This window comes from Saccharomonospora sp. CUA-673, assembly GCF_001942305.1.
Classification (GTDB): domain Bacteria; phylum Actinomycetota; class Actinomycetes; order Mycobacteriales; family Pseudonocardiaceae; genus Prauserella.
This window is the reverse complement of the sequence record NZ_MKKE01000033.1, coordinates 23,682-37,299: the sequence shown is the minus strand read 5'-3', so window position 1 is coordinate 37,299 and position 13,618 is coordinate 23,682. Positions and strand designations below refer to the sequence as shown.

Sequence of the window (13,618 nt, the reverse complement as noted above, 5' to 3'; positions counted from 1 at the left end):
AATCCGCAGGTTGGGGGCATGTCCCCCGAATCCAAGGCAGCCGGGACGCTTGCGTACCGGTTCGTCATGATCGACCGCTGCGAAAGGGCGTACGTGGCAGCCGCAAAGACCGCAACCCGAAGCGGGACGAAGACAACGAGCCCCGCCGAGCAAGCGACAGCCGAGGAGACGGCGGCCGCCGACGGTACGGACGCGACGGAGCCGGAAGCGACAGCGGCCAAGCCTGCGCGCAAGACGGCCGCGAAGAAGTCTCCCGCGAAGTCCACCACTCGGAAGAAGGCGGCAGGCTCGGCCAAGTCGAAGAAGGACGCCGAGGGCGCCGAGGGTGCCGATGGCGCGGAGCTTCCGGCCGACGGCGCCGATGTCGAGGACGTCGACCTGTCCGACCTGGATGTCGACGCGGTCGAGGTCGACGTCGTCGACGCGACCGTGACCGAGGAGGAGGCCGAGGAGGCCGAACCCGAGGCGGAGGAGGCTCCCAGCGGCAAGAAGAAGCAGGCCTCCGCCGACGGCGACTTCGTGTGGGACGAGGAGGAGTCGGAGGCCCTGCGGCAGGCCCGCAAGGACGCCGAGCTCACCGCCTCGGCCGACTCCGTGCGCGCGTACCTGAAGCAGATCGGCAAGGTCGCCCTGCTCAACGCCGAGGAGGAGGTGGAGCTCGCCAAGCGCATCGAGGCCGGGCTCTACGCCACCGAGCGGATGCGCGTCATCGAGGAGAAGGGCGAGAAGCTCACCACCCAGATGCGCCGCGACCTGAAGTGGATCATCCGCGACGGGGAGCGTGCCAAGAGCCACCTGCTCGAGGCGAACCTGCGACTGGTCGTGTCGCTCGCGAAGCGCTACACCGGCCGCGGCATGGCGTTCCTGGACCTCATTCAGGAAGGCAACCTCGGTCTGATCCGCGCCGTCGAGAAGTTCGACTACACCAAGGGCTTCAAGTTCTCCACCTACGCGACGTGGTGGATCCGCCAGGCGATCACCCGCGCCATGGCCGACCAGGCCCGCACCATCCGGATCCCGGTGCACATGGTCGAGGTCATCAACAAGCTCGGCCGGATCCAGCGTGAGCTGCTGCAGGACCTGGGCCGCGAGCCCACGCCCGAGGAGCTCGCCAAGGAGATGGACATCTCCCCGGAGAAGGTCCTGGAGATCCAGCAGTACGCTCGCGAGCCGATCTCGCTCGACCAGACGATCGGCGACGAGGGCGACTCGCAGCTCGGCGACTTCATCGAGGACTCCGAGGCGGTCGTGGCCGTGGACGCGGTGTCGTTCACGTTGCTGCAGGACCAGCTGCAGTCGGTGCTGCAGACGCTCTCCGAGCGTGAGGCCGGCGTGGTCCGCCTCCGCTTCGGCCTCACCGACGGCCAGCCGAGGACTTTAGACGAGATCGGTCAGGTCTACGGGGTCACGCGCGAGCGGATCCGGCAGATCGAGTCGAAGACGATGTCCAAGCTGCGTCACCCGTCCCGGTCCCAGGTGCTGCGCGACTACCTGGACTGACGCTTTCGGATAATTGGGCCGTTGACCTGCGAAAATGCGGGTCAACGGCCCTTATCTTGTCAAGCATGCCGGAGACAGTCAAGATATCGCTCTATGAGCGATAGTCTCGACCTGCCCGCGTTGCTCGAGTCGTGGACGCTGCACCTGAAGGCCGAACGCAAGAGCCCGCAGACGATCAAGAGCTACACCGACGGCGTGCGCGCGTTCGTGGCCTACTGCGAGCGCGAGGGCATCCCGCCGGTGCTCGACCGGGCCACCGTCAACGCCTTCACCGCCGCCCTGCTCGACGACGGGCGGGAAGCCTCGACGGTGCGGTCTCGCCAACTCGGCGTGCGCCGGTTCTCAGCCTGGCTGGCCGAGGAAGAGGAGATCGACCGCGACGAGCTACTCGGCCTCAAGCCGCCGAAGCTCGACCACAAGGTGGTCGAGCGGCTGTCCGACGAGCAGTGCCGCGCGCTGATTCAGGCGTGCGGCGGCAAGGCGTTTCGCGAGCGGCGAGACGAGGCGATCGTGCGGTTCATGCTCGAGGCGATCGTGCGCGCCGGCGAGGTCGTCGACATGACCGTCTCCGGTATCGACCTCGCCCACGGCTCGGCGGTGATCCGCGGCAAGGGCCGCAAGGGCCGGGTCGTGCCGTTCGGCCCGCAGACCGGCCGGGCCATCGACCGCTACCTACGGTTGCGCAAGGCCCACCGGCTCGCCGACACCGATCAACTGTGGCTCGGTGACCGTGGCAAGGGCTTCACCTATTACGGCCTGCACTCGGCGCTCAAGTACCGCGCCGAACTGGCCGGTATCGAGGGTTTCCACCCGCACCTGACCCGCCACACCGCGGCGCAACGGTGGCTGTCCGCCAAGGGGTCCGAGGGCGGGCTCATGACCGTGGCCGGCTGGACCCGGCGGGACATGCTCGACCGCTACACGCAAGCCACCGCCGCCGAACGCGCCGCCGCCGAAGCGCGCGGCCTCAACCTCGGAGACTTCGGATCGTGACCCTCCCCGAGGGTCAGAGTGGAAGTCGGATCACTCGCCGCGACCCGTGCTGCTCGCGGAGCCGCGCGAGGACGACACGGGTGAACGTCTGCCGGTTCGGGCGCCAGCTTTCGCCGCACTGGCACTGGAACTCGAGCCAGAGTCCGCCAGGGTTGCCGTTGTGCTGGTATTCCCACGGAGGCCCCTGGCCGATCTTCCGGCCGCAGCGGCAGACAATCCGCACGCGGCGCGCGGGACCAAACTCCGCTTTCGTAGCACCTGGCATGCCGCATGCTAGCATCGGCGAGGTAACTGCATAGGCCACCGGCGGGCACTGGCCACGCTCCCCGCCGCCGCCGCGCCCCACTCTCCGGGCGACGGCGAGGAGAGCCTATGTCGTCCTCGCTCACTCCCGAGCAGCGATCTCAGCGCGCCCGTATCGCAGCACTCGCCCGCTGGGCGAAGGAGACGCCGGCCGCGAACGCCGCGCGCGGACAATCCGGCCTACTGGAGAAGTTCCGGCAACAGGTCCTGGCCGACGACCCGAACGTCGCTGAGCCCGAGCTGTCCCGGCGCGCCGAGGCTGCCCGCCGGCTCCACATGCAACGGCTTGCGTTCAAATCCTCCCGCGCCCGCTCCAAGATCCGCGCCGCCGAGGCTGAACTGTCCGAACTGGACTCCCCCGGCAAGGGCGAGGCGGCCTGACGTGGGGGCACAGAAACGCCCCGGCGCCGTGACAGGCAGCACCGGGGCGGAAAGCGATCACCAGGGCAGCGGGACCACGGCCAGTGTAGCGCCGCACCCCGACGTGGGCCTCGACCGTCGTCGCCGCGCCGTGTCACGCCGGTTGGCGCCGTTGCCCTGCGGCCACGTCGACCCGCTCGACCACCTCGCCGCCGTAGTGCCCTCGCCCCGGAACACCGAGGCCGCCCGGCTCGCCTGGTACCACCTGCGCGACCTCGGCCTGCTCTCGGAGATCTCCGAGGCCGTGCTCGCCGAGGGGGTGGCCGCGTGATCCCCGAGGGCTACGGCCACGAGGCCCCGGCCGACTGGGACCCGGAATCAGGCGAGGTCGTGTATCTCGCCGGTCCCGAGCACGCCGAGGCTGTCGACACGGTGGACACCGCCGGCGGCCCGCCGTCGACGCCGCCGCCGGAGCAGTCGCATGCGACGCGGTATGTCGACGGCGCGGCGTTCGTCCTCGACGCGCCCGCCCGCATCCCGGCGGTCTGGGGCACCGGAAACGATGTGCTCTGGCCCGAGGGCGAAGCGCTGATGATCGCAGCGGGAAACGGGCTCGGAAAGACCACGCTCGCCGTGCAGCTCGTGCGCGCCCGCATGGGCCTGAGTAACCAACTGCTCGGCTTGCCCGTCACGCCGGGCGGTCGACGCGTGCTGTACCTCGCGATGGACCGGCCACGCCAGATCGTGCGAGCGATGGGCCGCCAGTTCACCGAAGCCGACCGCGACGCGCTCGCCGAGCGGCTCACCGTGTGGCAAGGGCCGCCGCCCTACGACCTCGCGCAGCACCCGCGACTGCTCGCGCGCATGTGCGACGACGCCGGCGCCGACACGATGGTCGTCGACAGCCTCAAGGACGCCGCCGTCGGCCTGTCGGCCGACGAGGTGGGCGCCGGCTACAACCGCGCCCGACAGGCCGCGCTCACCGAGGGCGTGCAGGTGCTCGAACTGCACCACACCGTGAAGCGCAACGCCAACGGTGGCGAGCCGAACAGCATCGCCGACGTGTACGGCTCGACGTGGCTCACGACCGGATGCGGGTCGGTCGTGCTACTCGTCGGCAGTCCCGGAGACCCGCTCGTCGGAATGCGGCACGTGAAGCAGCCCATGAACGAAGTCGGGCCGTGGACGCTCACCCACGACCACGAACACGGCACCACCAACGTGCAAGGCGACATGGACCCGTTCGCCGTATTGCACGCGGCTGGCGCCAACGGTGCGACCGCGAAAGACCTAGCCCGGGCGCTGTACACCACGGAGACGCCCAGCGCGGCGCAAACCGAACGCGCCCGCCGCAAGCTCGAACGGCTCGCGGCCGACGGGCTCGCGAAGCGCGTCGACGGCACCCGGGAAGGCGGCACGCCCGCCCGCTACTACGCCGCCGGGGGTGCCTGGTGACCTTCACGCGACCCCTCACGGACCCTTCACGCACCCGTTCCGGCGTGACCCCCTCACGTTCCCCTTCACGGGCTCCACGCTCCGAACATTTCAGCACGTCAGAGCTTCACGAAGCCCTTCACACACCCTCACGCCCGGACCCCCTCACGCTCCCCACTGTCCCTTTAGGGACAGGGGGCGTGAAGGTCCCCCGGATCAACCGACAGGAGAACACCCGCATGACCCACCCGTACGCCGAGCACGACATCACCGCCGAACTACTGCACCGCGCCGACTGCTCGCACGTGCTCGAGATTGCCGTCGACGACGCGCTTCGCAACGTTCTCGGCGAAAGTCGGTGAGCGGCGTGGACCTCGTGGATGTCATCAACGCCGCTGCGCTCGCCGCTGTAGCCGCGAACCTCGCCATTGCCGTCGTCACCGCGCGACGACACCGCGCCGGCGACCGGAACCACCACCTGTGAACCCCGGGTGTCCTTTTGGGACAGACCCACCCGGACCCCCGGGGCGAGTCGGGATCTCTCCCCGCCATTTTCCACACAACCGCCAGGCACGCGGCAGGGCGTGCAGCCGTAGTGAAGACCGCAACAGGAAGGAAATCAGGCATGTCTAACAGGGATGTTCCGCTCGACCGGCTGGCCGGCGAGTTGTCGATGACGCCGGCGGCGCTGGCCGAGCAGTACGCGGACCGGCTGCGGGTGCCGCGCCAGGTGGCCGAGATGGTGCGGTCGCTGGTGTTTGCCGAACGGGCCGCCGAGGCCGAGCGGGTGGCCACTGCCGAGGCGCAGGCTGCGGCCGAGCGTCAGCGCGAGCGCGACCGTGCCCGCGTGCTGGGCCGGGGCCGGCAGCTCGAGGAGAACGTGCAGAACGCCAAGGAGCAGTACGCGTTGGCGCTGCGGATGCGGGACGACCGCGCCCCGTCGACGGACGGGCCGAGCGAGGAAACCGCGGCCTACTGGGTCGAGTACTGGTCGGCCGAGTACGACCGCGCGAAGGCCGAGTTGGATGCGTTCGTCGCCGAACACCCGGCCGCCGTCGAGGGGGTGGCGGCATGAGCGAGTGGCAGCAGGACCCGTTCGCGGTGGCCGAGCACTGGCCGGCCGCCGACCGTGACGACCTGGCCGAACATCCGGAGCTGTGGTGCTGGGTCAAGGACGGCGACGCCGACATCAAGCCGGCGCACCGGCGCCGCGACGCCTCGCAGGTCGAGGCGCTGGAGGTGGCGCTGCGTGAGGGCGTGGCGATCCGTTCGGCGATGACGGTGCGCGGCATGCGCACCACGGCACTGGCGACGGAGGTGGACCGTGGCGAGAGAGGTGGCGACGGTTGAGGTTGTCGACGGTGGCCGGTTCCTGACCGGTGTGGCCGTGCCGTTCGATGAACCGGCCCTGGTGAACGACCGCACCCTCGGCGTGGTGCACGAGGTGTTCGACGAGCAGTCCGTGCCCATTTCGCGCCGGCCCCGCGGCGTGCCGCTGCTGATCTCCCACGACCAGACACGGCCACCCGTGGGCCGCGTCGACGCCTCGGAGATCGTCGTCGGCCGTGGCCTGACGTTCACCGCCGAGCTGGTAGGCACGGAGGAGGAAACCGAGGGGTGGCGGCGCAGGTGGGCGGCCGGGCTCATGTTCGCGATCAGCATCGGTTTCCACCCGTCGCCGCGGGACGACGAGCACTACCGGCCCGAGCGGGACGGCCTGCCGCCCGTGGTGGTGCGCCGCAACGTGCGCATTGCCGAGCTGTCGATCGTGTTGCACCCGGCGTTCCGTTCGGCCCGTATCGACCGGGTGGCCGACCGGCGGCCCACCCCGAAGCTCGACGGGGTGCTCGCCGACATCGCCGCGAACGGCTGACCGGCAGGACGAAGCATCGCCCGTCCCGAACGCTGGGGCGGGCGTTGCTCATCTCGCCGAGCTGCGCGTCGACAGCCGCCAGCCTTACTCATCCCCCGTTCAGGGGTCTGCGCGATTGTTGGGAACCCTGTGACAGGCAGTGGACGTCACAGCTAGAGTCACGCACGGTGCGCAGCCGATGACGAGAGGGGAACCCATGTCGACACCCGAACCAGCCCAGGGCATGCCTATGCCGATGATGGGCGTCGCTTCAGGCGCCGCGGTAGGTAGCTTCATTGCGGAAGCCAACGCCAGCGGCAACGGCGGGGGCTACCGGTTCGACCCGGAGGAGATCGACAACGTCATCAGGCAGTGGGAACAGCTGCGCGACGATCTCGAGAAGGACCTCATCCAGGTGGAGAAGGTCGCGAACGTGGACAAGCCGGCCGAAGAGCCGGCCAGCACCATGTTCGTCGGCTCCGCCGGCCAATCCGGACAGGCGCTGCTCGAGCAGACGAACGCCATGATCAACCACTGCAACGAGTACATCAAGGCACTCAAGAACGCGAAGGGCGTCACCGAGGCCACCGACGAACAGGCCGCCGACGACGCACGCCAGTCCGGTAACGGGATGCTGTGATGCACAACCGCCGTCGCGCCACAGGCGCTGCTGTCATTGCCGCCGTCGCTGGTCTCATCCTGGCTGGCTGCGGTTCGGACACCGAAGGTGATGCCGTCGCGCCGAGTCGCCGGCACCGAGTCCGTCGGCACCGGCGACGTCCGCGCCGGCCGATACCGGTGGCGAGGTTCCGCAGGTCGCCAACCCGCTCGACACCGCGCCGCTCGAGCAGGATCCCTGCGCGGCGTTGTCCGACCAGCAGCTCAGCGAGCTGCGGCTGAACCCTGGCGAACCCGATCAGCTCGACGACGGCGAGTGGGTGTGCCAGCACCGCTACAGCGCCGACGAAGCATCCACGGTGACGTTCGTGCAGCTACCGACGATGACGAACGGTCTCGCGGACGTCTACGCCACCAGGAACGACGTCGCGGTGTTCGAGCCGACCGAGGTCGACGGCTACCCCGCGGTTGTCACCGGCAACCAGGGCGACCTGCGCGACCAGGGTGTGTGCAGCTTGCAGGTTGGCCTGTCCGACAACTACGTCGTCACGGTCATGGCGCGCCTGGATCCGGGTAACGACGACTACCCGCAGGGATGCCGCGTCGCCGAGGTCGTGGCCGGCGCGATGATCGAGAACCTGAAGTAGACATACCGAGGGGCCCTCCCTCGCTTCGCTCGGTCGGGCTTTATCCCTGCTCCGTTTACACCCGCCCAGCACTACCGGCCGCGCGTCGACAAGGACGCGCGGCGTGCCGAGGTATGTCCACTGGCCGGGATCAGCGGCCGAGTAACCGTGCCTACGTCACGGCGGCTTACGTAGGGACCCGTCTTCCCGTGCTCGAGGCCGTGGCCGACGACCGAGCAGGGTTCACCGCGGCGAACGGTGCCAAGGAAACCGCGGAGTCGACACACTGCCGACAAGGCCGCTGACGAGAGTCTCGTCAGCGACGTTGACGGCAGGTGCCTTAGGGCGTGATGCGAGCGACCAGCGCGGCCAGGGCGCGCGCACGGGTTGGGTACTCGAGTTCGGACGACCACCGGGCGGCGGTGTCGCCGTCCTGGCGCCAGCAGGCCCACCAGCGGCGGCCGCCGTAGCCGTGGCCGCGCCACGGGGCACCGTCGCCGACCCAACCGACCCACCGGCCGGCGAGCGTGACGCGGTAGGCCACGACGCCGCCGTCGTGCATCGCCTCGACGCGTTCGAGCGCCACTTCGTTGGCGGCCGCGGTCACTGGACCTCACCCCACCGCGCGGCGTGCTCGAACTTGTCGGCAAACATCTCCGCGACGTCAGGGCTGAGCCCGTGATCGGAGTGGGTGCGCAGTCGCTCGGCAAGCTGTTCCACAGCGCCGCGGGTGCGGGCCGCAGCGCCGCTGGCGGCGCCGAACGCGATCTTGTACTTGTCGGCCTGCCGTCGCCAGTGGCGGGCGCGCAGAGCGAACGTGAGAGCAGTCGCGACGAGTAGTGCGCACGCGACCGCGAGACATATCGTGAACACGGGCCGAGGTCCCTTCTCGGTCAAGGCCCCGGCCGGTGGTTGAGTCACCGCGTCCGGGGCCGCCTCAGTCCAAGGTATTTCCGCCTCGCCGGATGCTGGCGACCTGCATATTCGCTGGTCAAGCATGCCGCTCGAGTCTCTAACACTGCGCGACTACCTGGACTGAGACTCCGCGCACCGGCCACGGCCGTCGACCCCACCCGGGTCGGCGGCCGTCGCCGTATCGCGACCCGGCCCGAACCTGAAACATCCACATGCGACGTGGACACGGTTTCCCGCTCCCTCAACGGAAACCCGCGCCCACCGGTGTCCACTGTGGCCGGAAACCCGGCCGGCGTCGCTACGGGGGTTCGCGGACGGATCTGTCGGTGTCGGCCGACCGGAGCAGCACGCCGCCGACGACGGCGAGGATGCCGATCGCCTCCGTCAGCGCGGGCACCTGGTCCAGCACGAGGAACCCGACGATGCTCGCCGTGACCGGCAGCAGCGCCAGCAGCACCGCGAACCGCGCCTGCCCGACGCGCCGCAGCACGATCTGGTCGAGGCAGTAGGGCACGACGGTCGAGAGCACGCCGACGCCGATGCCGAGCAGCATCAGGTCCGGCTCGCCCCACACGCCGCCCGTGCCGAGCGCCAGGGGGCTCAGCACGACGGTCGCGACGGTGAAGCCGACCGCCAGGCTGTCGATGCCGTTGCCGCCGAGGGCGACCTTCTTGCCGAGCACGATGTAGCCCGCCCAGGCCGCCGCGGCGGCCAGCGCGAACGCGACACCGGACGGACTGCCGCTCCACTGGACGTCGGCGATGGCCAACACCCCCGCGATGACGAGGGTCAACGCGGCGAAGTCCCGCTTCGTGCGCGAGCCGAGCGCGGCGACGAGCACGGGGCCCACGAACTCGATCGCGGTGGCCGTACCGAGCGGCAACCGGGCGATCGCCTCGTAGTACACGACGTTCATCAGGGCCGTCACGACGCCGAACGTGCCCGCCAGCAGCAGCGGCTTGCCTCGCCAGGCCTCCCGTCCGGGCCGGCGCCATGCGAGCAGGATCACAGCGGCACCCAGACAGCGCAGCCACGCCACACCGGCCGGGGTCGCGGCCTCGAACAGCCACACGGCGACGGCCGCGCCCACGTAGATCGAAATTCCGCTGAGAACGAACAAGGCCGGCGCCGGAACGGTGTCAAGACGTCGTTTCGCAGCCGAGATGTCCACGTCATCATCCTGCCTGAGCATGGAAAACGCCCTGCTCAGGGGCCGGGACCGCGGACCTGCGGAAACGGCCGTGCGACGAGTGGAGTAATGCAACGTGACACACCTCCCACCGGCGTGGGAACACTTGCGGACACGGAAACGTCTGTAAGAGTGGAAGCAGCGAACGACGAAGTCGGCCAACGGAGCCGGATCGTTCTCGCGGCTGAATTGATGGCATCGGTTCGCCGATGCCGGGACGGAGGGAGACTCCCATGACTTCACCGACGCTCACCCGCCCCGAACTGACCCGCGCGGACCGCTGCGACCGGTGCGGAGCCGCCGCCCAGTTGCGGGCGGTACTCCCCAGCGGTGGCGAACTGCTCTTCTGCGGACACCACGGCCGTGAGTACGAGGCCAAGCTCAAGGAAATGCAGGCCGACATCCAGTCGTAGGCCATCAACCAGCCGTGACCCCTACCTGACCGAGCCTCGGCAGGCACGGCGCACAACGTGAGACACGAAGGGCCGGAACCCGGGCGGGTTCCGGCCCTTCGTGCATCGTCGGGTCCATCGCGCACGGGTGACCCCGGACGGCCCAGCGGCGGCTCACCAGGAGCGCAGTGCTCACCAGGAGCGCAGTGTGGCGATCCGCTCCTCGAGCTGCTCGATGGTGGCCATCGCGGTCGGCGGCCCACCGCAGATCCGCCGCAGCTCGTTGTGGATCGCGCCGTGCGGCTTGCGCGTGCGGTGGTGATGGACGCCCACGAGCGCGTTCAGCTCCTTGCGCAGGGCGTGGATCCGCTCCCCGACCGCCTGCGGCTTGGCCGCAGGCTCGGGCGCGGTCTGCTCCTGCGGTTTGCGCCGCTTGTCGTCCGCGAGCTGCTCCTCCTGCCGCTTGCGCAGCAGGGCCCGCACCTGGTCCGGTTCGAGCAGCCCCGGCAGGCCCAGGTACTCCTGCTCCTCCTCGCTGCCCGAGAACACGGCGGTGCCGAACGAGTTGCCGTCGTAGATGACCTGGTCGAGCTCGGCCGAGGCGCCCAGTGACGTGAACGCCTTCTCCTCCTCGCCCGGTTCGTCCTCGGTGCGGTTGGCGGCCAGCAGCAGCTCGTCGTCCCAGCCGTCCTTCTCGCGGTGCGGCTTGCCCAGGACGTGATCGCGTTCGGCCTCCAGCTGGCTGGCCAGCTCGAGCAGCACGGGCACGCTGGGCAGGAAGATGCTCGCCGTCTCCCCCGGCTGCCGGGCACGCACGAAGCGGCCGATGGCCTGGGCGAAGAACAGCGGCGTCGAGGCGCTCGTGGCGTACACACCGACGGCCAGCCGCGGCACGTCGACGCCTTCGGAGACCATGCGCACCGCGACGAGCCAGCGCTCGGTCGACTCGGCGAACTCGCCGATGCGTTTCGTGGCCTTCGGATCGTCGGAGAGCACCACCACCGGCGGCTCCCCGGAGATGCGGTGCAGGATCTTCGCGTACGCCCGAGCCGAGTCCTGGTCGGTGGCGATCACGAGGCCACCTGCGTCCGGCAACCCACCCGCACGCAGCTGACTCAGCCGCGTCTCTGCCGCCTGCAGCACGGACGGCACCCATTCGCCGCCCGGGTCGAGCGCCGTGCGCCACGCGCGGGCGGTCTGTTCGGCCGTGAGCGGCTCGCCCAGGCGCGCGGTGAACTCGTCGCCCGCGCTGGTGCGCCACGACGCCTCACCGGAGTACGCGAGGAACACCACGGGCCGCACGACGCCGTCGGCCAGCGCGTCGGCGTAGTTGTAGCTGCTGTCGGCCTTGCTGCGCAGCGCGCCGTCGGCGTCGGGTTCGTAGGTCACGAACGGGATCGGCGAGTCGTCGCTACGGAACGGCGTACCGGTGAGGGCGAGCCTGCGCACGGCCGGTGTGCAGGCCTCCTCGACTGCCTCGCCCCACGACTTGGCGTCGCCTGCGTGGTGGATCTCGTCGAGGATGACGAGCGTCTTGCGGTTCTCGGTGCGCACCCGGTGCAGGTTCGGGTGCGCCGCGATCTGGGCGTAGGTGACCGCGACGCCCTGGTAGTCGGACGAGGTGACCCCGGTCGTGTTGCGGAAGTTCGAGTCGATCGCGATGCCGGCGGCCGCCGCAGAGGCGGCCCACTGGTGCTTGAGGTGCTCGGTCGGCGTGACGATCGTGATCGCCTCGACGGTGCGGTCCGAGAGCAGCTCGGCGGCCATCCGCAGGCCGAACACGGTCTTACCGGCACCCGGCGTGGCGACCGCGAGGAAGTCCTTCGGCCGCTGCGTGAGGTACTTGGTCAGGGCCCGGCGCTGCCAGGCGCGCAACGGGCGCGCGGTCGCGTCGTTGCCCGCCTCGGGCGCAGCAACCGCGCGTTCGGCCTGCTGGGTCCGAGCCGCTTCCTGACCTGACGTCGCCGACAAAGCCGATGCACTCCCCTTCCCACCAGAATCGACACCCTCACCCGGCACACAGCAAAAGCCCCCACGCGGGGCCGGCTCCTGCGCTGGCCGTCGCACGCGAGGGCGCGCCGGACAGACTACCCGGCCGGTGCGGGGCTCCGGTGGCCGTGGCGGCCGCCGCGCGGCCCCCGGCACCGTCCCCAGCAGCACTACCACGGACTTCGGGTGCGACACGCCGACACCGATCGCGTGGCCGGACGCGACGTCGGTGGCCGGATGGACCATGCTGGGACCCGCCATGAACGGACAGCACTCCGACAGCCCCGCCGACGGGCACGACCCAGCAGCAGCACCCGCCGGCCCGGCCGACCCAGCCGGTTCGGCAGCCTCGGTCGGCCCGGCCACCGGTGCGCAGACCGGGCCCACCCGCAAGGGCCCGCTGCGCCTGCTCGGCCGGACCATGAGCAAGGCGTGGGAGGGCAACATCTTCTCGGAGGCCGCCGAGGCCGCGTTCTGGCAGACGCTGTCGCTGCCGCCGCTGCTGCTGGGCCTGCTGGGCGCGATCGGCTACATCGGCGACTGGTTCGGCCAGAAGGTCGTCGGCCAGGTCCACGACAACATCATCGCCTTCTGCGAGATGGTGTTCTCCGAGAACGTCGTCGGCCGGATCATCGAACCGACCGTCAACGACATCCTCACCACGGGTCGCGGCGAGATCGTGTCCGTGGGCTTCCTGATCTCGCTGTGGGCCGGGTCGTCGGCGATGTCGTCGTTCGTCGACGCGATCACCGTGGCGCACAACCAGTACGGCGTGCGCAACGAGGTGTGGCAGCGGGTCTTCGCGCTGCTGCTGTACATGGCCAGCCTGGCACTGCTGATCGTCGGTCTGCCGATCATCGCGATCGGCCCCGAGCTGCTGCCGCAGTTCTTCACCGAGAGTTGGCGCCCGACGATCGCCGAATGGGTGGGCAGGCTGTACTACCCGACCGCGGCGATCATGCTGGTGCTCGCGCTGGCGACGCTGTACAAGCTGTCGCTGCCGCGGAAGCTGCCGTGGCACCGGGGCCTGCCGGGCGCCGTGCTGGCCATGGTGATCTTCCTGCTCTCCAGTGTGGGCCTGCGGCTCTACATCGGCTGGATCACCACGACCGGCTACACCTACGGCGCACTGGCCACCCCGATCGCGTTCCTGCTGTTCGCGTTCGCCATCGGTCTGGCGATCGTCGCCGGCGCCTACTTCAACAGCGCCATCCAGGAGCTGTGGCCCGCCAAGCCGACCCGCAGGCAGCGCCGCGCGTGGCAGCGGCTGGAGCGGGAGCGGGCCGCCGAGCGGCTCCGGGCCGAGTCCGGCCCCACACTGTGGCAGCGCACGACCGTGCCGCTGCGCAGGCCGCGCAGGAACGGTGGGAACGGCGGGTCCGACGAGCAGTCCCCGCCCCCCGAGTCACCGCCCGCCGAGGACCGCCCCGGCGGCCGGTGACGACAC

Annotated in this window: 16 protein-coding genes and 1 pseudogene; 13 read left to right on the top strand and 4 right to left on the bottom strand. The window is 70.1% G+C overall.

What is annotated here, in order from left to right:
- The first annotated feature begins 66 nt into the window (after positions 1–66).
- The 11 genes and pseudogenes from BJF85_RS15395 to BJF85_RS15350 all read left to right on the top strand — a co-directional run.
- Positions 67–1,500, top strand: coding sequence for an RNA polymerase sigma factor (locus BJF85_RS15395; RefSeq protein WP_075848721.1), 1,434 nt, complete (start codon positions 67–69; stop codon positions 1,498–1,500).
- Positions 1,501–1,593: 93 nt separating this feature from the next.
- A complete protein-coding gene (locus tag BJF85_RS15390) occupies positions 1,594–2,493 on the top strand; it encodes a tyrosine-type recombinase/integrase (protein WP_075848430.1) in 900 nt (299 codons plus the stop codon).
- Positions 2,494–2,865: 372 nt separating this feature from the next.
- Complete coding sequence (locus BJF85_RS15385; protein ID WP_075848428.1) at positions 2,866–3,177, top strand: hypothetical protein; 312 nt, start codon at positions 2,866–2,868, stop codon at positions 3,175–3,177.
- Between the two features lies 1 nt (position 3,178).
- Complete coding sequence (locus BJF85_RS15380; protein WP_075848426.1) at positions 3,179–3,487, top strand: hypothetical protein; 309 nt, start codon at positions 3,179–3,181, stop codon at positions 3,485–3,487.
- Positions 3,484–4,611, top strand: a complete 1,128-nt coding sequence (locus BJF85_RS15375; protein WP_075848424.1) for an AAA family ATPase — start codon at positions 3,484–3,486, stop codon at positions 4,609–4,611. Before BJF85_RS15380 ends, BJF85_RS15375 begins: the two co-directional genes overlap by 4 nt.
- A 179-nt stretch (positions 4,612–4,790) precedes the next feature.
- Complete coding sequence (locus BJF85_RS28035) at positions 4,791–4,952, top strand: hypothetical protein (protein ID WP_158056960.1); 162 nt, start codon at positions 4,791–4,793, stop codon at positions 4,950–4,952.
- A 263-nt stretch (positions 4,953–5,215) separates the two neighbouring features.
- Complete coding sequence (locus BJF85_RS15370) at positions 5,216–5,665, top strand: hypothetical protein (RefSeq protein WP_075848422.1); 450 nt, start codon at positions 5,216–5,218, stop codon at positions 5,663–5,665.
- Positions 5,662–5,940, top strand: coding sequence for a hypothetical protein (locus BJF85_RS15365; protein ID WP_075848420.1), 279 nt, complete (start codon positions 5,662–5,664; stop codon positions 5,938–5,940). Before BJF85_RS15370 ends, BJF85_RS15365 begins: the two co-directional genes overlap by 4 nt.
- Positions 5,915–6,463 carry an HK97 family phage prohead protease gene (locus BJF85_RS15360; protein ID WP_083666432.1) on the top strand — a complete coding sequence of 183 codons (549 nt, stop codon included), beginning with the start codon at positions 5,915–5,917 and terminating at the stop codon, positions 6,461–6,463. The genes BJF85_RS15365 and BJF85_RS15360 overlap by 26 nt, the downstream gene beginning before the upstream one ends.
- Positions 6,464–6,659: 196 nt before the next feature.
- Positions 6,660–7,082 (top strand): hypothetical protein, encoded by a 423-nt coding sequence (locus BJF85_RS15355; protein ID WP_158056958.1) that lies wholly within the window; start codon positions 6,660–6,662, stop codon positions 7,080–7,082.
- A gap of 115 nt (positions 7,083–7,197) precedes the next feature.
- A pseudogene (locus BJF85_RS15350) lies at positions 7,198–7,707 on the top strand (DUF3558 domain-containing protein); the annotation flags it as partial.
- A gap of 319 nt (positions 7,708–8,026) precedes the next feature.
- On the opposite strand, the gene BJF85_RS15345 reads toward BJF85_RS15350, so the two are convergent.
- The 3 genes from BJF85_RS15345 to BJF85_RS15335 form a co-directional block, all read right to left on the bottom strand.
- The gene (locus BJF85_RS15345) at positions 8,027–8,293 is read right to left on the bottom strand and encodes a hypothetical protein (protein ID WP_075848414.1); all 267 of its coding nucleotides are present in this window, start codon (positions 8,291–8,293) and stop codon (positions 8,027–8,029) included.
- Positions 8,290–8,559 (bottom strand): hypothetical protein, encoded by a 270-nt coding sequence (locus BJF85_RS15340; RefSeq protein ID WP_075848412.1) that lies wholly within the window; start codon positions 8,557–8,559, stop codon positions 8,290–8,292. Before BJF85_RS15340 ends, BJF85_RS15345 begins: the two co-directional genes overlap by 4 nt.
- 340 nt (positions 8,560–8,899) lie before the next feature.
- A complete protein-coding gene (locus tag BJF85_RS15335; RefSeq protein WP_083666430.1) occupies positions 8,900–9,793 on the bottom strand; it encodes an EamA family transporter in 894 nt (297 codons plus the stop codon).
- 230 nt (positions 9,794–10,023) lie between these two features.
- Here BJF85_RS15335 and BJF85_RS15330 point away from each other — a divergent pair, with 230 nt between their 5' ends.
- Complete coding sequence (locus BJF85_RS15330) at positions 10,024–10,203, top strand: hypothetical protein (protein ID WP_075848408.1); 180 nt, start codon at positions 10,024–10,026, stop codon at positions 10,201–10,203.
- A 171-nt stretch (positions 10,204–10,374) separates the two neighbouring features.
- On the opposite strand, the gene BJF85_RS15325 is transcribed toward BJF85_RS15330, so the two are convergent.
- Positions 10,375–12,153: a DEAD/DEAH box helicase gene (locus BJF85_RS15325; protein WP_075848406.1), complete on the bottom strand. Its 1,779-nt coding sequence runs from the start codon at positions 12,151–12,153 to the stop codon at positions 10,375–10,377.
- A 277-nt stretch (positions 12,154–12,430) separates the two neighbouring features.
- On the opposite strand from BJF85_RS15325, the gene BJF85_RS15320 reads away from it, so the two are divergent.
- On the top strand, positions 12,431–13,612 hold the full coding sequence (locus tag BJF85_RS15320; protein WP_083666476.1) for a YihY/virulence factor BrkB family protein: 1,182 nt from the start codon (positions 12,431–12,433) through the stop codon (positions 13,610–13,612).
- Positions 13,613–13,618 lie beyond the last annotated feature (6 nt).

Excerpts from the sequence above, each read along its gene's own strand:
- BJF85_RS15395 (WP_075848721.1), top strand. The coding sequence starts at position 67 with ATGATCGACCGCTGCGAAAGGGCGTACGTGGCAGCCGCAAAGACCGCA.
- BJF85_RS15390 (WP_075848430.1), top strand. The coding sequence starts at position 1,594 with ATGAGCGATAGTCTCGACCTGCCCGCGTTGCTCGAGTCGTGGACGCTG.
- BJF85_RS15385 (WP_075848428.1), top strand. The coding sequence starts at position 2,866 with ATGTCGTCCTCGCTCACTCCCGAGCAGCGATCTCAGCGCGCCCGTATC.
- BJF85_RS15370 (WP_075848422.1), top strand. The coding sequence starts at position 5,216 with ATGTCTAACAGGGATGTTCCGCTCGACCGGCTGGCCGGCGAGTTGTCG.
- BJF85_RS15365 (WP_075848420.1), top strand. The coding sequence starts at position 5,662 with ATGAGCGAGTGGCAGCAGGACCCGTTCGCGGTGGCCGAGCACTGGCCG.
- BJF85_RS15355 (WP_158056958.1), top strand. The coding sequence starts at position 6,660 with ATGTCGACACCCGAACCAGCCCAGGGCATGCCTATGCCGATGATGGGC.
- BJF85_RS15335 (WP_083666430.1), bottom strand. The coding sequence starts at position 9,793 with ATGCTCAGGCAGGATGATGACGTGGACATCTCGGCTGCGAAACGACGT.
- BJF85_RS15330 (WP_075848408.1), top strand. The coding sequence starts at position 10,024 with ATGACTTCACCGACGCTCACCCGCCCCGAACTGACCCGCGCGGACCGC.
- BJF85_RS15320 (WP_083666476.1), top strand. The coding sequence starts at position 12,431 with ATGAACGGACAGCACTCCGACAGCCCCGCCGACGGGCACGACCCAGCA.